Genomic DNA, 16,712 nt, shown 5'->3' with positions numbered 1-16,712 from the left:
CCTTTTGCTTGCGTTTTTGTCTTGTCGACCTCAGAATAATAGTGTCGAGAGATCTAAAGAGACGCATTGAAAACCAGTGAACTTTTAGCAGTTCATTGCCGTGAAAGAGTTATTTCAACTTGCGGATCGACAGCTTTTGTTAAACTATCGTCTCTTTGGCACGTATGGCTTCAGAATTACTTCATCTGAATTTGAAATGTTCTGGAGCCCGAATTCATAGAATTTCTTTGCCGTGGTGGGACTAAGAAATTCAAGAAGCTGAAAGGATGACTTGCCGTTCAGCTTTTCTTTTGGGTACGAGTTGATGTTTTCAGAGATGATATTGCATGCATGCTGGTCAATAAGACCGATTGCCTTAAGATCGCAGCCTTTGGGACAGATNAGAAATTCAAGAAGCTGAAAGGATGACTTGCCGTTCAGCTTTTCTTTTGGGTACGAGTTGATGTTTTCAGAGATGATATTGCATGCATGCTGGTCAATAAGACCGATTGCCTTAAGATCGCAGCCTTTGGGACAGATTTCCCGAAGAAGGAGATGAACGTTTTCGATCGATCCTTTCTGCCATGAAGCCATCGGATCACAGAAGAACATCCTTGTCCTGCGTGTTCCATCGGATCTGACTTCGGCCTGGTCCGCACATGTAAATTCTGAGCCTCTGTCTGTCTTAATGACTTCTACTTCCCTGTTGAACAAGTCATGCCCGAGAATCTCATCAAGGAGATTGATGCCTGCAAGCATATCAAGTGCGGTTTTCTCTTCATGATACAGGCAGAGCAGAAGATCGTACCGGAGGAACTTGAATGTCTGAATAAAGGGACCATTCATGAAATCGTTATATACAGTGTCCATTTGTACGACTCTGGCATTGGGATTTGCGGCCATGTATTCGTCGTATTCCTTACTGGTCCGGCCTTTGGTATAGGAAAGGTCTCTGCGAGGCTTAAATTGCCGCTTTTTGGAAGGGGTTCTGCGGACCTGCATCTTCAGATCCAGACAGTTGATGGGAACGCCTGCTTCCGTAAACACGCCGGTTTCGATATAGGTGTAAATGGTCTTTTCGCTCAGGCCAATCTCCGGATGTGCTTCCAGAATGGCGTAGACGGACTGTCCTTTCTCAAGCAGGGGTTTAATCAGTTCACCAAGTTTCCTTATCGTACTGACTGTAGCGTTAACTCCTGAACGAGATTCCACGAGAGTATCCCGGTAAGCAGAGTTGGCATGATCGGCATAGTATTTGAACTTGTTAAACCGGCAGCTGCTATACTTCCCGCAGCCGTTGCAAGCCCCGGGAGAGCGGTCTCTTCTCGCACAGGTAAACTGAACAAAATCCGTACAGTTAGTTGTACAGATCCTGTTGAACCTGCAGTGAGGGTAGGCGGCACATTCCAGAGGCAGCTTGAACTTGTATGCAAGCTCTCTGTGCCGCTCAATCTCTTTGCCGATTGTAGACTTATCCTTGCCGAGAAGATCCGCTATAGCTTTCTTGCTTGATCCGTTTTCAATGCCTTTCTGAATGATCTGACGATCACCAAATGTAAGATGCGACTGTTTTTTGGCGGCTTCCATATAGGAACCTACTTTCAAGAAGAAGCCGTCGATCCTACCAATATGATACAAGAGGAATGAAAGAGTAAATTCAACTGGAAGTTAGTGAAAGACATACTTCCACTTAGCACTCCCTGAAGTGGAATTTAACTTTTCACTTCACAACGAAATGAAAGCCGCCTATCCAGATAAGCCGCTTCTTGATTCCTAATGGAGTTAATGATATTCATGAGATATTGGTATCAGTCATTTCTATAGGAGGGGGAGACGATGGTTAAACAATTTCAACCCGTCCCGGGAGTACTGTTGTTGAAGACCCGGCTTATACACGGTTTTTCTGAGGAGGATCTTCGAATCTTTCAGCAGAATGCGCAGCTTGGCAGTGAAACAACGATTATCCGCGACATTTTGGTTCCGTCGGATATGACGCTCTATGCTCTGCATTATGCTCTGCAGAGAGCTTATGGATGGACAAACAGCCATCTCCATAGTTTTATTCTGCCGTCTGACAGGAAAGCGCAGCTTGCTGAAACCATCGAAGACTGGTAGAAGAGGTGCGGCATCCTGTTCCGCTATCCAACTATGGATGATGAGGGTCGCTTCTGGATGGATGATTATCAAAGCGGCAGCTTCCGTCTTTGGCTTCGAAAAAAATATACAGGACCTTACATCCACGAAAATCCATGGGAAACAAAGGAACGCTGCCAGAAAGAGGCTGCAGATATCGTTGCATATTACTATCAGGCATGTAAAACAAACGAAGTCGATTCAAAATTTTCCCCGGAAGAATGGTATCTCGCCATATTTACCGGTAATCCCTTTGAACTATTGGAACGTCTGTCGCTTCAGGAACTGCTGGTAATGAGGTGTACTGATTTCATCTACAATTACGATTTCGGAGATGGCTGGAAGATTGAAATCAAAATCCAGAGGCCCTACGGAGTTAATCAGGAATTGGTTTCCCGCACCTTCCAGGAGTATCGCCCCGTCTGCGTCAGCCGTGTTGGATTGCCATTGCTTGATGATGTCGGTGGAACGGATGGGTACTTCCGCTTTTTAAAGTCGCTGCATATTGATGCGAAAACGTATGAAACCAACGATACTTTGTATTTTGATGAATACGGTGTCCAAATGAATGAAGATGAACTTGGAATGTATACGGATCATCAATCGTCACTTGAATGGGCATCGACCTTTGGATGGAAGGAAAAGCTGCAGGTACCGAAAGACATGTTTTAAGCCTGGAATAAAGCAGGGGTGCCAAAGGGAGATGGTACCCTTTATTGATTTTGGGTGAGTTTTTTTATTAGGTAAACCATATCCGTACGCGGGTTGTGATCCGGGTTCGGCCAGGAATCATCGTTTTTGTATCTTTTTTGCCGTTCTTCTTCGTTTGCAATCGCAAAATCCAGCTTATCTGCAATCAGCGAATAGATATCGGTGCTTTCTTTGTAGTCCGTAACAATCCCTCGCAAATATTGTTGCTTCAGAGCTTTTTTCACGTGTTGGGAACTGGGGTATTGCGGACATTTAGTTGTGAAATGATCAATCAGCCAGACTTCAAAACAGGGATTTGAGACAATGATTCCGCAGCGATCACTCTGATTGGTGAGCGCCTTGATTGTAACCGCTTTTTCTTTACTGCAATCGAGATCCACTAAGGCGTAGGCACAATCTCTTTCTTCCGCTGTGTCTCCAATCACTTCTTGAAATGCTTTTTCCAGTTCTCTGAATATATGGGCAGGATCCGTAAATCCTCCCGAATTTCTAAATTTTAAACAATATGAATATTCGTTCCCGGTAAAGTGACTCAGGTATATTCGCTCCGTAGTGTAATTCCCTTCCCCCATCACAAGCATGACAGGCTTACGAAACCGTTTGATCCGCTTACGTTTCTGATTTCTTTTCATGGCTTGCTTCTTCCTCACTAAAACTTTCCTGGTTAACGCAGGGAATAGCCCCATATCTGCCCAGAAGGTAATTTTTACGGACTTTTTCATTTATACGGGGCGAAAAGTCACAAAGAGAATACAGATCGGAAACACCTGTGTCAGGATTTTTTTCAGTGAAGTAAATCTGATCCCTTCGGAATTCATTCAGGTCCAGCTGGAAAACATCGTGTGTCGTCGCAATCAGCTGTGCTCCTTTATTTTCCGGAGCACTGAATTTTTCGATCAGAAATTTCACAAGCATCGGGTGCAGACTTCTGTCAATTTCGTCAATTGCCAAAACGCCTTTGTTCTCAAAAACTTCTTTAAGAAAAGGGGCAATAAAGAAAATGTTCCGGGTACCAAGTGACTCATTCTCCAAGGGAAGCTGATAGTCATTGCCTTCTGCCTGATGATGAGCCTTCACCATATATGTAGCCAGTTTCGAACCGGATTCTGAAACGGAAATGTTCGAAAAAGACAGATCAATATCCGTAATGTTGATATCAGTTTCCTTCATCAGCTTTACAGCAAAATCAACGTTGCTGCGCTGTCCATGCATCGTCTCATCCTCGTACACGCTCAGCGCACGGTTTGAAATATCCCGGACCTCCGTAAATGTATTCATCTTCGTCGTCAGCCAGTCATAAGCCGCTTTCACCGGCTCCGCATTCCAGGCGTCCGCCGTCGCCAGAAACAGACGGTTGCGGGCATTCATTTTGATCAACGGATTAAATAAAGATGCATACTTCGCAGTAAATCGGAACGAACCATTTTTATATTCAAAGACCGTAGAAGCACGGTTCGAATAATACGCAAGAAGGTATTCCTCCGTAATGTGGTCTGGCAAATAGGAAAAGCCATAGACATACCGGATTCCGTTATCCGCAATAAACTGGAATTCGAACGAAGTCGGTTTATCTCTGTTTCCCTTGTTAAACATAAACGGATTCCATGGTAGTTTTTCATTGGATTGAAATGATCCAGAACGTCGCAGGATATTTAGCGCCTGAGTCATTGCTTTAAAAAGACCGCTCTTTCCAGATGCGTTTGCGCCATAGATCAGAATGCAGTTTAAAGCGGAGCTGCCATCTCCTGTACTGTGGATGATATGATCCGGGTGATCCCTGCCTGTACCCGGAGTGAGCTCCAGAGTCACCTGATCCCGAAAAGACTGATAATTCTCCACAGAAAATCTCAGCAGCATACTTCCTTATCCTCCGTACAGTGATTATAAATGTTAAAACTGAATTTTTGCAAAAATATTGCAAAAATACAAGTTTTGCAAAAATATATTGTGCTGAAACAATGGACGTGGATTGCAGCATCCATCCAGGCTCTTCCGAAGCTGGCAGCAGAGAAAACATATCATTGACAAGAGCGAGCCTTTTTCTTATACTCTTAGTGTATTAAGAAAGTAATACACTAATACGGCAGGAAGGGGGAACATGACCTGGAAATTTGAAGGAAGCAGTCCCATCTATCTTCAGATTATCGAGCGGCTCAAGAATGCAATTGCGGCAGGGACGTATCCGCCGGGCTCAAAGATGCCATCGGTCCGTGACCTGGCTCTGGAGGCGGGCGTCAATCCCAACACGGTCCAGCGCGCCTTTGCGGAGCTGGAGCGCGAAGGCTATCTCTACAGCCAGCGTACCACCGGCCGCTACGTAACCGAAGACCGCCAGAAGCTGTCATCGTTACGGATCGGCCTTGGTCGCAAATACATCAAAGAGCTGTTTGACCGTCTCTCGGGCCTGGGATTAAGTACAGATGATATCGTACGGGCCTGCGACGCTTATGCAAAGGAGGAGAAAAACGCATGAACATACTCGAATGTCATGATCTGACCAAACGTTACGGAAACGTTACCGCTCTGGACCATGTCAATCTCAACATTGAATCCGGCCGCATCGTCGGATTGCTCGGACCCAACGGTTCCGGCAAAACGACACTGATCAAGATTGCCTGCCGCATCCTGCAGCCAACCAGCGGCGAAATCCGGATCGCCGGCGAAACGCCCGATACCCTCACCAAAAAGATTGTCGCCTATCTGCCGGACCGCAACTTTCTGCAGGAATGGATGAAAGTGTCCGACGTTCTCAGTTTCTATCAGGACTTCTTCGAAGACTTTGACCGCAGCCGCGCCGAAGCACTGCTCTCTCAGCTTTCCATCGATCCCTCGATGCGCCTGAAGCAGCTGTCCAAAGGCAACCGTGAAAAGGTTCAGCTCATCGTTACCATGTCCCGCAACGCGAAGGTATTCTTCCTCGATGAGCCGATTGCGGGTGTCGATCCCGCTGCGCGCGACTACATTCTTAAAACGATCCTTGCCAGCTACAACCAGGAGGCTTTGATCCTGATTTCAACCCATCTCATTGCCGATGTCGAAAACATCCTGGACGAAGCCGTCTTCCTCAAGCAGGGACAGATCTTCCTGCACAAGAGCACCGACGAAATCCGCCAGGAAACCGGCAAAAGCGTCGACGAATATTTCCGGGAGGTATACGCATGCTAGGGAAACTGCTCAAATATGACTTCAAATCCATTGCCCGCATCTTATTACCCATCTACGGCGCCTTCCTTGTGGTTAGCGTCCTGCTCGGGGCTCAAAGTGCCTCCCGCAGCATCTCACCGGCCATCCTGAGCATCTTCATCGCCCTGTTCACCGTCGCCATCATTCTGACGATTGTCCTGGTCATTCAGCGCTTCTATCAGAATCTTTTAGGACCGGAAGGGTATCTCATGTTCACGATTCCGGTATCGACATCCACTCACATCCTGGAAAAGGTTCTGCTCGCCCTGGTATGGGGACTGCTTGGCAGCCTCGTCATCTTCCTCGCATCGTTTCTGATTTTGATCCTCGACCCGGAAGTCGGCGGCTTCAACGCAATCTTTCAGGCCATGTCACAGCTCCATCTCACCGGCAGCGACTATGCCACATTCTTCAGCTGGCTGCTGTTATTGATTCTTGGCATCGCCGCCCAGATCACACAGATCTATGCCTCCATCTCCGTCGGCCACCTTTGGACATCACACCGCATCCTTGGCGCCTTTCTCGCCTATATCGGCTTTTCGATTCTGACAGCCTGGGTAACGAGCGCCTTCGGCGACTCACTGTTTCCTGACTGGTTCTTTTCCGCCAACCCCAGCCTCAGCTCCTTTCTGCCTATGACCATTGAGATTGCCGTCTACGGCCTCATTACATGGCTCATCCTTGATCGCAGCCTTAATCTGGATTGATCACGAATCAGGAAAAACAGGAATGGCCTATGCCTAACGGCCCCGACCATTCCCGTTTTATTTTTCTAAGGATGTTGATATTGATGATTTGTTGCGGCTGTATCTTATTATGTTTTGACCTTTGCACGCTTCTGCAGCGAAGCAGAAAGATCCGCGAAGAGATCAAACAGATGATCAAACAGATAGAACACCGTAAACGAGGCAAACATAAAGATCATACCGAGCATCGTCGCGTGTCCCGAGATACGATCAATTCCGAAGAAGGAGCTGAACCGCAGCACACCGATTGAGAAACCAACAATACATCCGATCAGCACCGAGACACGGAACCGGTTCGCCGGCCGCGAAATGCGGTAAACGACATAGAAACCGACCAGCGCCATCAGATACGTCGAAACAATCGATACATCTGCGTTTGAGATCTTGAACTCCTGCGCAAAGACGACCAGCATCATCACAAGGAAGTAGTCCGTCAAAGCACCGGGAAGGGCATTGGCAATGATCCGCCGCATGAACCCTTTACGGATCGGCTCCTCATTGGGCTCCATCGCCAGGAAGAAGGAAGGGATCCCGATATTGAACATACTGATCAGGGAAATCTGCGAAGGCTCCAGCGGATAGCTGACCGCATTCATGATCGAAAACACCGCCAGCATCAAGGAGAAAATATTCTTCACAAGGAACAGGGAGGCGGAACGCTCAATGTTGTTAACGTTGCGGCGGCCTTCAGAGATGATCGACTTCATGTGGCTGAAATCCGAATCCAGCAGCACCACCTGCGCCGCCTGCATCGCCGCTTCACTTCCCGAAGCCATCGCAATCGAACAGTCCGCTTTCTTCATCGCCAGAATATCGTTGACGCCATCGCCCGTCATCGCAACCGTCTTGCCGGCTTTCTTCAGCGCTTCCACCATCTTCTGTTTCTGCTCCGGAGTCGTGCGGCCAAACACCGCATAGTGGGTCACGGCATAGGCAATCTGCGTATCCGTCGCCAAAGTTCTTGAATCCACGTAGCGATTCGCATGCGCAATGCCCGCCGCCTGTGCCACCCGCGACACCGTCAGCGGATTATCACCCGAAATGACCTTGACCTCGACTTTGCGCTTACGGAAATAGCGGAAGGTAGAAGGGGCATTCTTACGAATCGGATTTTTCAACAGAATAAATAACAGCGGTTTCACCGTCCCGTGCAGACCGTCTTCATAGACATCCCGATCACGCGTCTCAGCAAAGAGCAGAACACGGTATCCACCCGACGCCCAGGTCTTCAGCTGCTCCTGGTAGGCGGGATCATTCTTTGTCAGAATCTCCGGCGCCCCCAGCGCATAAACCGTATTGTCACTGAGCTTGACCCGGCTGTACTTGAGTGCAGAGGAAAACGCCGAAATGACCAGGGCGTGCCGTGTCGTATGATCAACGAAGTGCTGCCTCAGGGCCTTCATTGTCTCGTTGGTATCCGTTACGGCACGAATGTAGTCTCCTAATAGAAGCTCTGCATTTCTCTGATCGATCTCGTCAGCGGCCGCGTGAACTTCCTCCACGTGCATCTCAGGTTCCGTGACTGTTCCGGTCTTATCGACGCAGATGACGTTGACACGTGACAGCGTCTCGATCGACTTCATGTCATGCAGCATGACGTTTTTCTTTGCCAGCCGCATCGCACTCATCGCTAACGCCACCGATACCAGCAGGTAGAGACCTTCCGGAATCATGCCGATGACCGCGGCAACGCTGCCCGTAATGGCTGTGCTGAACGGGGAACCGTTGACGACCATTTCCTCATACATCAGTCCCGCAAACACCGGAATGATCAGAATGCCCGCAATCTTGACGAGACGGTCAATACTGCGGATCATCTCCGACTGCTCCGCTTTTTTCATATCCTTTGCCTTGCGGGCCAGCTGCGAAGCGTACGACTTATCACCGACCGCCGTCAGCACCGCGCAGCACTCGCCCGATACCACGAAGCTGCCCGAAAGCAGCTTTGCCTCTGCCGGCTTTTTGATCTCGTCCGTCTCACCCGTTAACATCGCTTCGTTGACTGACACTTCGCCATAGACAACGGTCGCATCGGCAGGGATCTCGCTGCCGCTCTTGAGCTGAATCACATCGCCCTGCACCAGATCCGCTACCGCCACCGACTGCTCTCTGCCGTCGCGGATCACGCTTGCGCTCGGCGCATGGAGAAGGGTCAGCTTGTCCAGCACCTTCTTGGCCGACAGTTCCTGGATCGTACCGATCAGTGTATTGGCGATCACCACCGGAAGAAACGTCAGATTGTTATAGCCCCCGGCAATGATCAGCAGGATGCCGAGCACCAGAAAGATCAGGTTGAAGTAGGTCAGGACATTTTCCTTGATGATGTCCTTCGCCGTCTTCTCCTCGCTGCCGCTGGTTCGATTGGAAAGGCCCTTTGCCGTTCTCTGCCTGACTTCCTTTTCGCTCAACCCTGTAATTTCCGTTTTATCCATGTAACAAATGATAGCGGAAAACGGGGGTAGATCAATAAACTAATCCGCCGCATCGTATATTGGCCGCTATTCGATGGCAGCGCTTGTTATCTGCTAGAATGAATTCGGATGAACTACTACGACGAAATACTGAAGGAAATTGAAGACAGCCTCAATCAGGGCGATCTTGAGCAGGCACAGTACCTGCTGAAACGGGAACTGTCGATGCCGTATATCCCGCCCGAAGTGGAGGAGAAGCTCCATGGCCTTGCCCGCACACTGCAGGGAAAAAGACGGGATCAGGAAAGTGACCGGGACCATTCCCGTCCCTCGCTTGAGCATCTTCTGAAAGGGCTCCATGGCACCCCGGAGAATCAATTGGCTGCGGCAGGGGAGCTGGCCGATGCCAATCTGCGCGAAGCCGTTGTACCTCTGCAACAGTATCTTTCCTCCTCTCCCGCACCGATGGCGGCTGCTCTTGTGATTGACGCTCTCGCCCAGCAGGAAATTCAGGAAGAGTTCGTCTACCGCAAAGGAGACGTCGAATATACGTTTTACGGCGACAGCGTGACGCCCGTCGCATCTTCTGCCGGGTTACGGAAGGGGTTGAGCCTTCTGCAGAAGGAGCTGCTCAATCAGCCGTCTCTTTATCAGATGGCCAAGAGTCTCATGATCCAGAAGGCCTATCTGTATCTGCCGCTTTCCTATGAAGAAGAGGAGAGCGAAGAACTGGTGCAGCAATGCATCCAGGAAGTGGAGACCCTGATGCACATGCATGATGACCTGAATTGACAGCGGCGAAGCTGTGTCAATGGTGTTGATAGAGCGAATATTCCCACGAAATTCCGATTTCTGCTATACTATCGAAGAATTGACCAAAGAGGAGAGTACGTAAATGAATACCGAATGGGAATTAAAAGAAAAGTCCACGGGGACGATGACCGTTACCGTTGATGGTGAAGACTGGAAGAAGGCCGTTGATAAGGCATTCCGCAAGCTTGGCTCCAAGGCGGAGATCAAGGGCTTCCGCAAGGGACAGGTACCGGCAAAGATGCTGGAAAAGATCATCCCGGAGCGTGAGCGCTGGATCGAGGCTGTCAATGACAATGCCAACGAATGGCTGCGCGCCGGTCTCGATGACAAGAAGCTCGAGCCGATTTCCCGCCCGATGCTCGATGTCAAGGATATGGACGCGGACCATGTTGCCGTGACCTACGACTTCGCGGTTCGTCCGGAAGTTGAAATGGGCGAATACAAGGGCCTCGACTATACGGTTGCTGATTCCGAAGTGAGCGATGATGAGCTCAATGCAGAGCTTGACCGTATGCGCAAGCAGTATGCGGATATGGAAGTCAAGGATGGCGAAGCAGCCGATGGTGACACTGTCAACATCAACTATGAAGGCTTCCGTGACGGCGTCGCATTTGAAGGCGGCAAGGCAGAGAACTACAATCTGACGCTTGGTTCGCATTCCTTCATCCCGGGCTTCGAAGAGGGCCTGGTCGGTGTCAAGGCCGGCGAAGACAAGGAACTGAACCTGACGTTCCCGGAAGACTACTACCACGAGGATCTGCGCGGAGCGTCCGTTGTTTTCAAGGTACATGTCAACGAAGTGAAGCATGAAGTTCTGCCGGAGCTCGATGATGACTTTGCCAAGGATGTCAACGCCCCTGGTGTCGAGAATGTGGAAGATCTCAAGAAGCTCGTAAAGGACCGTCTCGCTTCGAGCAAGAAGTCCAAGGCGGAAGATGAAGCGGAGGAGAAGCTCATCGATCAGCTGATCGCCGCTGAGAAGGTTGACCTTCCGGAAGTCATGATTGACAACGAAGTGGAAGACATGGTTTCCAACCGTGAGAACTACTTCAAGCAGCAGGGTCTGACGCTGGATATGTACCTTAAGTACACCGGCTCCGATCTGGATGCCTTCAAGAAGAGCCTGCGCCCGGATGCGGAGCGTACGGTTCGTATGCGCCTGGCGCTTGAGAAGATCGCTGAGCTGGAGAAACTCGAGCCGACGGATGAGGATTACGAGAAGGAATACAAGAACATTGCGGATGCCTACCAGATGGATATCGACACCGTCAAGAAGCTTGTAGATAAGTCCTACATCACGGAAGGTCTCCGCAGCCAGCTGGCCATGGACTTCGTCAAGAAGAATGCCAAGGGCGCTGTGGAAGAAGCCAAGTAAGCTAACAAAAGCAGTAATATCCAATAAGACGCGGCTTATTCCTAAGTGCGTCTTATTTTGTCCTTAGTAAAAGGAGGTTTTATGAACAAAGAAAACTGGACCCGTGTACCCGTTGTCTGCACCCGCGGAATCGTCGTATTTCCGGGACAGGACGTGATGATCGAAGTCGGCCGTCAGAAGTCCATCAATGCCGTCAACGAAGCAGCTGCGTCCTATGACTCCAAGGTCTGGATCGTATGCCAGAACGACATCATGGTCGATAACCCCACCGAGGCCAACCTCTACAAGGTAGGAACCCTGAGCACGATCAAGATCGTCCGCCGCAAGGAAGGCTTCATGCGCGTCACGTTCTCCGGCGTTCAGCGCGCCACCCTGAAGAACCTCGACGATACCTCTGCCATCATGATGGCAGACGTCGAGCCGATGGAAGACGTGCTGGGGGATCCGGTCGAGGAAGAGGCACTTGTCAAGCAGATCATCAGCTCCTTTGAGAAGCTGTCCAATCTCTCGGCGTCCTTCCCGCCGGAAGTCGTCGCCCGTCTGACGAAGGGTGTATCCGCCGAGATGTTAACGGATCAGTTTGCCCAGTACTTCCCGATGTCGGTGCCTGCCAAGCAGAAGATCCTTGAGACCGCCGATGTCAACGAGCGCATGATCCTGATCATCACGGAGCTGGAAAAGCAGCAGCGCATGGCCGAGATCGACTCCACGATCAATCAGAAGGTCAAGGAGCACATCGACGAAAGCCAGAAGGAATACTTCCTGCGCGAAAAGATCAAGACGATCCAGGAAGAACTCGGCGACACTGCCGGCAACGCCAGCGACATCGAAAAGATGCGCCAGATGATCAAGGACAACCCGTATCCGCAGCACGTCAAGGACCGCCTCACAGAGGAGTTGAGAAGGTATGAGATGCTGCAGCCGGGATCGGCTGAAGCCAATGTCCAGTACAGCTATCTGGACTGGATGTTCAAGGTTCCCTGGTATCAGGAAACCAAAGATTCAGAAGATCTCAAGAAGGTGCGTCAGATCCTTGATGAGGACCACTACGGCCTCGAGAAGGTCAAGGACCGCATCATGGAATATCTCGCCGTCAAGCAGATGACCGGTTCTCTTTCGGCTCCGATTCTGTGCCTGGTCGGTCCTCCCGGTGTCGGCAAGACGTCGCTTGCCCGCTCCATTGCCCGTGCCCTTGACCGCAAGTTTGTCAAGATGAGCCTTGGCGGCGTACGGGATGAGGCAGAGATCCGCGGCCATCGCCGTACCTATATCGGCTCGATGCCGGGACGCATCATCCAGGGCATGAAGAAGGCCGGCGTCGTCAATCCGGTCTTCCTGATTGATGAAATCGACAAGCTCGGCGCCGACTACAAGGGCGATCCGAGCGATGCGCTGCTCGAAGTGCTGGATCCGGAACAGAACAAATTCTTCTCCGACCACTATCTTGAAGAGCCGTATGACCTCTCCAAGGTCATGTTCATTGCGACGGCCAACTACCTCGACAACATTCCGGCTCCGCTGCAGGATCGTCTCGAGATCATCGAGCTGCCGTCCTACACCGAAGTTGACAAGCTGCATATTGCGGCGGAACATCTGATTCCCAAGCAGCTGAAGGAAAACGGTCTGAAGCCGTCCCAGTTCCATCTCAAGGATGAGCAGGTGCTGTATCTGATCCGTCACTATACGCGGGAGGCCGGTGTCCGTCAGCTGGAACGTCTGATCGCAAGCCTCTGCCGCAAGACGGTGCTTGCCGTTCTGAATGACGGCCGCAAGTCGGTGACCATCACCAACAAGCTGATCGTCCAGTGGCTCGGCCGCGAGAAGTTTGACTACGGCGTCAAGGAAAAGAAGAACCAGATCGGCTGCGTCACGGGTCTTGCCTATACTTCGTTCGGTGGAGATGTTCTGGAGATTGAAGTCAACTACTTCAAGGGACAGGGACATCTGATCCTGACCGGAAAGCTGGGCGACGTGATGAAGGAAAGTGCCTCCATCGCCATGGACTATGTCAAGGCCCATGCCAAGGAGCTCGGCATCGATCCGAAGTTCTTCTCGACCCACGACATCCATATTCATGTACCGGAAGGCGCTGTTCCGAAAGACGGACCTTCGGCCGGTGTCACGCTGACGACAGCCATTGTCTCGGCTTTGACCTCGACGCCTGTCTATGCGGATCTTGCGATGACAGGAGAAGTAACGCTGCGCGGCAACGTGCTTCCGATCGGCGGCCTGCGTGAAAAGTCGCTGGCAGCCAACCGTGCCGGCATCGATCACATCCTGATTCCGAAGGAAAACGTCAAGGATCTTGAGGATGTTCCGGAATCAGTGCGCAAGGCCGTGACCTTTACGCCGGTGGAAAATGTTTCCCAGGTTCTGAAGGAAGCGCTGGTGCACTGATGCAGTACCATGAGGTTGAATTTCTCGGATCTGCCGCCGACCGCTCCCAGTGGCCGGCGACGGATGTGCCGGAAATACTGTTCTGCGGACGCTCGAATGCGGGCAAAAGCAGTCTCATCAATGCGCTGACCAACCGTAAGAACGCCGCCTGGACCGGCAAGACACCGGGCAAGACGGTGCTTCTCAACTTCTTTCTGATCGATCAGAAGGTGGTTTATACCGATGCTCCGGGCTATGGCTATGCCAAAGGCGGAACGAAGCGGGCGGTTGATTTCGGCGGGCTTCTGGAGCCTTACTTTCAGCAGCGTGAGCAGCTGAAGGCGCTGGTGCTGGTGCTGGATATTCGCCGCATTCCCAATGACGATGACCTGACGATGATCGAGGCGGGGAAAAAGGCCCATCTTCCCGTGTTAGCTGCCTGCACCAAGGCGGATAAAGTTTCGAAGAATGAGGCCAACAACCAGCTGCGCAGGATTGCGGCTGAAACAGGCATCCCGATTTCGCATCTGTATCCGGTATCGAATACGGCAAAAAGCGGAATTGAGGCCTTTGAAAAGGCATTGTTACAGGCGGTAACGAATAAAGAATGAGGAAATGGCTCCTGCGGTGTGCGGGAGCTGTTTTTCAGATATGCTGAATTTATTGAAACCACCATGCTAGCGTGAGATAATAGAGATAGAAAGCGCTTGCACAGGCAGGCGATGGAGGGAAAAGATAATGAAACGTATCTTCAGTATCGCTCTTGGGCTTACGATGGCGGTAAGCCTGGCGGGATGTGGCTCATCATCCGCTTCAGGATCTTCCGGCAGTGCAACGGCTGCCGCAGCGGCAGCGGGAGATAATACGCTGGTCGTTTATTCTCCGAATACGGATTCTTTGATCAATGCTACGATTCCTGCGTTTGAAAAGGAGACCGGGATCAAGGTTGAAGTCATTTCGGCAGGAACCGGGGATCTGCAGACCCGTATCGATTCAGAAAAGGAAAATCCGCAGGGCGATATCATGTTCGGCGGTATGAATCCTGCGCAGCTGGAAAAGTATCCGGACAACTTTGAGGAATATACTTCACCGAATGATAAGCTGCTGCCTGAGCAGTATCAGGTTTATAAAGGCATCATTTCGCATTACTGCCTCGATGGTTCGGCGGCTTTGCTGGTAAATAAGGATGTCTTTGCGGAACTCGGCTTGAATCCGGATGATTTCACCTCGTATGAAGATCTTCTGTGGCCGGAACTGAAGGGCCATATTGCCATGGGTGATCCGGCAAACTCTTCCAGTGCCTGGGCAGAGTTAACGAATATGCTGCTGGTGATGGGAACACCGGGCGAATATGACGAAGACGCCTGGAAGTTTGTTGAGGATTTTGCCAAGAACCTGGATGGCATTATGCTGGATTCTTCTTCCAAGATCTATAAGGGTGTTGCGGATGGTGAGTATGCCGTTGGCGTTTCCTATGAGGATCCGTGCGTTGGTCTTCTGGTCGATGGGGCAACGAATCTGAAGCTTGTTTATCCTTCGGAAGGTGCTGTCTGGCTGCCTGCCGGTGTTGCGATCATCAAGGGCGCTCCGCATGAAGAAAATGCGAAGAAGTTTATCGACTTCCTGCTGAGTGATGAGGGACAGCAGGCCATTGCGACGACAACGGCTCGTCCGGCCAATACGAAGATTTCGAATACGACGGATCTGATGACACCGTTCTCGGAAATCAATGTGGCTTACGAGGACATTGATTATTGTGCACAGCACAAGGCTGAGTGGCAGCAGCGCTGGACAGATATCTTTACGAGCAGCGTTGAGTAAGCTGCTTCAGGTTTTTCCGGGGGATCGTCGAATATGAGTGTAAACATCAAGATTCAGGATGCCGTCAAAAAATACGGTGATCATACAATCATTTCCGACTTATCGCTGGATATCAGGGAGGGTGAGTTCTTCACCCTCCTTGGTCCATCCGGGTGCGGTAAGACGACGCTGCTGAGGATGATTGCGGGCTTCAATTCCATTGAGGGCGGTGACTTCTTTTTTAATGATGTCCGGATCAATGATATGGATCCGGCAAAGCGGAATATCGGCATGGTATTTCAGAACTATGCCGTTTTTCCGAATATGACTGTTGAAAAAAATGTTGCCTTCGGCTTGAAACAGCGCAAGCTTCCGAAAGAGGAAATTCAACAGAAGACACAGAAGTTTCTGAAGCTGATGCAGATAGATCAGTATGCGGACCGGATGCCGGAACGTCTTTCCGGTGGTCAGCAGCAGCGCGTTGCCCTGGCCAGGGCACTTGCCATTACGCCCGATGTTCTGTTGATGGATGAGCCGCTTTCCAATCTCGATGCGAAACTGCGCGTTGAGATGCGCTCGGTCATCAAGGAGATTCAGCACAGCGTCGGTATTACGACGGTCTATGTGACCCATGATCAGGAGGAGGCGATGGCGGTCAGTGACCGGATTGCCGTCATGAACCATGGGGATATTCAGCAGGTGGGAACGCCGAAGATTTTATATCAGCGTCCTGCCAACCAATTTGTGGCGAACTTTATCGGCCGCACGAATATGATGAAAGCTCATCTGGCGGTGCGGGACGGTGTGCCATATCTTCAGCTGAAGGCTGGTTTTGAAGTGGCCATGGATACAATCCGCGAGGAAGAAATCTTTGATCGCGATGTGATTGCGTCCATTCGTCCGGAGGAAATGGTCGTTGATCCATCCAATGATGGTAAGGGCGTTGAGGCAGTGGTGGATGACGCTGTGTTCCTGGGCTTGAATACGACGTACTTTGTCCATTTCACGGATGGTGAGAAGGCGGTCATTATTCAGGAGTCCAGCATCGACTCCATGATTGAAAAGGGGACGGATGTTCATCTGATGCTGAAGACGGAGAAGCTGAATCTGTTTAACGAGGACGGCAGCCGCAGCCTGATGAAGGGCGTTGTCAATGATCTTGATCTTCTGAAGAAGGGGGAATAG

At 50.7% G+C, this 16,712-nt stretch carries 16 protein-coding genes; 12 read left to right on the top strand and 4 right to left on the bottom strand.

Translation table 11 applies throughout. From position 1 onward, the window contains the following. Nucleotides 1–144 precede the first annotated feature (144 nt). A complete protein-coding gene (locus tag C1714_RS14445) occupies nucleotides 145–1,566 on the bottom strand; it encodes a helix-turn-helix domain-containing protein (RefSeq protein WP_102343280.1) in 1,422 nt (473 codons plus the stop codon). Between the two features lie 249 nt (nucleotides 1,567–1,815). Between C1714_RS14445 and C1714_RS10845 the strand changes: the two genes are divergently transcribed. Together C1714_RS10845 and C1714_RS10840 are read left to right on the top strand one after the other, a co-directional pair. After that, nucleotides 1,816–2,094, top strand: a complete 279-nt coding sequence (locus C1714_RS10845; RefSeq protein ID WP_102343279.1) for an IS1096 element passenger TnpR family protein — start codon at nucleotides 1,816–1,818, stop codon at nucleotides 2,092–2,094. Between the two features lie 57 nt (nucleotides 2,095–2,151). After that, nucleotides 2,152–2,784, top strand: a complete 633-nt coding sequence (locus tag C1714_RS10840; RefSeq protein ID WP_167850030.1) for a plasmid pRiA4b ORF-3 family protein — start codon at nucleotides 2,152–2,154, stop codon at nucleotides 2,782–2,784. Between the two features lie 41 nt (nucleotides 2,785–2,825). Here the strand turns inward: C1714_RS10840 and C1714_RS10835 are convergent, their stop codons facing one another. Next, the gene (locus C1714_RS10835; RefSeq protein WP_167850029.1) at nucleotides 2,826–3,455 is read right to left on the bottom strand and encodes an RloB domain-containing protein; all 630 of its coding nucleotides are present in this window, start codon (nucleotides 3,453–3,455) and stop codon (nucleotides 2,826–2,828) included. After that, complete coding sequence (locus C1714_RS10830) at nucleotides 3,433–4,680, bottom strand: AAA family ATPase (protein WP_102343276.1); 1,248 nt, start codon at nucleotides 4,678–4,680, stop codon at nucleotides 3,433–3,435. The genes C1714_RS10835 and C1714_RS10830 overlap by 23 nt, the downstream gene beginning before the upstream one ends. 30 nt (nucleotides 4,681–4,710) lie before the next feature. On the opposite strand from C1714_RS10830, the gene C1714_RS14300 reads away from it, so the two are divergent. The 4 genes from C1714_RS14300 to C1714_RS10815 all read left to right on the top strand — a co-directional run bounded on the left by C1714_RS14300 (nucleotide 4,711) and on the right by C1714_RS10815 (nucleotide 6,713). Further along, nucleotides 4,711–4,848 (top strand): hypothetical protein, encoded by a 138-nt coding sequence (locus tag C1714_RS14300; protein WP_210115333.1) that lies wholly within the window; start codon nucleotides 4,711–4,713, stop codon nucleotides 4,846–4,848. 73 nt (nucleotides 4,849–4,921) lie between these two features. Further along, nucleotides 4,922–5,296 carry a GntR family transcriptional regulator gene (locus tag C1714_RS10825; protein ID WP_102343275.1) on the top strand — a complete coding sequence of 125 codons (375 nt, stop codon included), beginning with the start codon at nucleotides 4,922–4,924 and terminating at the stop codon, nucleotides 5,294–5,296. Next, nucleotides 5,293–5,988, top strand: a complete 696-nt coding sequence (locus C1714_RS10820; RefSeq protein ID WP_102343274.1) for an ABC transporter ATP-binding protein — start codon at nucleotides 5,293–5,295, stop codon at nucleotides 5,986–5,988. Before C1714_RS10825 ends, C1714_RS10820 begins: the two co-directional genes overlap by 4 nt. Then, nucleotides 5,982–6,713 (top strand): ABC transporter permease, encoded by a 732-nt coding sequence (locus C1714_RS10815; protein ID WP_102343273.1) that lies wholly within the window; start codon nucleotides 5,982–5,984, stop codon nucleotides 6,711–6,713. Before C1714_RS10820 ends, C1714_RS10815 begins: the two co-directional genes overlap by 7 nt. Nucleotides 6,714–6,820: 107 nt before the next feature. Here the strand turns inward: C1714_RS10815 and C1714_RS10810 are convergent, their stop codons facing one another. Next, nucleotides 6,821–9,184, bottom strand: coding sequence for an HAD-IC family P-type ATPase (locus C1714_RS10810; RefSeq protein WP_102343272.1), 2,364 nt, complete (start codon nucleotides 9,182–9,184; stop codon nucleotides 6,821–6,823). 108 nt (nucleotides 9,185–9,292) lie between these two features. Here C1714_RS10810 and C1714_RS10805 point away from each other — a divergent pair, with 108 nt between their 5' ends. From C1714_RS10805 to C1714_RS10780, 6 genes are all read left to right on the top strand, one after another. After that, nucleotides 9,293–9,955: a DUF3196 domain-containing protein gene (locus C1714_RS10805; protein ID WP_102343271.1), complete on the top strand. Its 663-nt coding sequence runs from the start codon at nucleotides 9,293–9,295 to the stop codon at nucleotides 9,953–9,955. Nucleotides 9,956–10,058: 103 nt separating this feature from the next. Further along, a complete protein-coding gene (tig, locus tag C1714_RS10800; protein WP_102343270.1) occupies nucleotides 10,059–11,351 on the top strand; it encodes a trigger factor in 1,293 nt (430 codons plus the stop codon). Nucleotides 11,352–11,432: 81 nt separating this feature from the next. Beyond that, nucleotides 11,433–13,748, top strand: coding sequence for an endopeptidase La (gene lon, locus C1714_RS10795; protein ID WP_102343269.1), 2,316 nt, complete (start codon nucleotides 11,433–11,435; stop codon nucleotides 13,746–13,748). Next, nucleotides 13,748–14,338, top strand: a complete 591-nt coding sequence (gene yihA / locus C1714_RS10790) for a ribosome biogenesis GTP-binding protein YihA/YsxC (protein WP_102343268.1) — start codon at nucleotides 13,748–13,750, stop codon at nucleotides 14,336–14,338. Before lon ends, yihA begins: the two co-directional genes overlap by 1 nt. Nucleotides 14,339–14,465: 127 nt before the next feature. Beyond that, nucleotides 14,466–15,548: an extracellular solute-binding protein gene (locus C1714_RS10785; protein WP_102343267.1), complete on the top strand. Its 1,083-nt coding sequence runs from the start codon at nucleotides 14,466–14,468 to the stop codon at nucleotides 15,546–15,548. A 33-nt stretch (nucleotides 15,549–15,581) separates the two neighbouring features. Continuing rightward, nucleotides 15,582–16,712 (top strand): ABC transporter ATP-binding protein, encoded by a 1,131-nt coding sequence (locus C1714_RS10780; RefSeq protein WP_102343266.1) that lies wholly within the window; start codon nucleotides 15,582–15,584, stop codon nucleotides 16,710–16,712.

It is taken from the genome of Galactobacillus timonensis (genome assembly GCF_900240265.1).
Lineage (GTDB): Bacteria > Bacillota_I > Bacilli_A > Erysipelotrichales > Erysipelotrichaceae > Bulleidia > Bulleidia timonensis.
The sequence above is the reverse complement of the archived record's forward strand: the minus strand, read 5'-3'. Positions and strand labels throughout refer to the sequence as shown.

Excerpts from the sequence above, each read along its gene's own strand:
- C1714_RS10845 (WP_102343279.1), top strand. The coding sequence starts at position 1,816 with ATGGTTAAACAATTTCAACCCGTCCCGGGAGTACTGTTGTTGAAGACC.
- C1714_RS10840 (WP_167850030.1), top strand. The coding sequence starts at position 2,152 with ATGGATGATTATCAAAGCGGCAGCTTCCGTCTTTGGCTTCGAAAAAAA.
- C1714_RS10835 (WP_167850029.1), bottom strand. The coding sequence starts at position 3,455 with ATGAAAAGAAATCAGAAACGTAAGCGGATCAAACGGTTTCGTAAGCCT.
- C1714_RS10830 (WP_102343276.1), bottom strand. The coding sequence starts at position 4,680 with ATGCTGCTGAGATTTTCTGTGGAGAATTATCAGTCTTTTCGGGATCAG.
- C1714_RS14300 (WP_210115333.1), top strand. The coding sequence starts at position 4,711 with ATGTTAAAACTGAATTTTTGCAAAAATATTGCAAAAATACAAGTTTTG.
- C1714_RS10825 (WP_102343275.1), top strand. The coding sequence starts at position 4,922 with ATGACCTGGAAATTTGAAGGAAGCAGTCCCATCTATCTTCAGATTATC.
- C1714_RS10820 (WP_102343274.1), top strand. The coding sequence starts at position 5,293 with ATGAACATACTCGAATGTCATGATCTGACCAAACGTTACGGAAACGTT.
- C1714_RS10815 (WP_102343273.1), top strand. The coding sequence starts at position 5,982 with ATGCTAGGGAAACTGCTCAAATATGACTTCAAATCCATTGCCCGCATC.
- C1714_RS10810 (WP_102343272.1), bottom strand. The coding sequence starts at position 9,184 with ATGGATAAAACGGAAATTACAGGGTTGAGCGAAAAGGAAGTCAGGCAG.
- C1714_RS10805 (WP_102343271.1), top strand. The coding sequence starts at position 9,293 with ATGAACTACTACGACGAAATACTGAAGGAAATTGAAGACAGCCTCAAT.
- tig (WP_102343270.1), top strand. The coding sequence starts at position 10,059 with ATGAATACCGAATGGGAATTAAAAGAAAAGTCCACGGGGACGATGACC.
- lon (WP_102343269.1), top strand. The coding sequence starts at position 11,433 with ATGAACAAAGAAAACTGGACCCGTGTACCCGTTGTCTGCACCCGCGGA.
- yihA (WP_102343268.1), top strand. The coding sequence starts at position 13,748 with ATGCAGTACCATGAGGTTGAATTTCTCGGATCTGCCGCCGACCGCTCC.
- C1714_RS10785 (WP_102343267.1), top strand. The coding sequence starts at position 14,466 with ATGAAACGTATCTTCAGTATCGCTCTTGGGCTTACGATGGCGGTAAGC.
- C1714_RS10780 (WP_102343266.1), top strand. The coding sequence starts at position 15,582 with ATGAGTGTAAACATCAAGATTCAGGATGCCGTCAAAAAATACGGTGAT.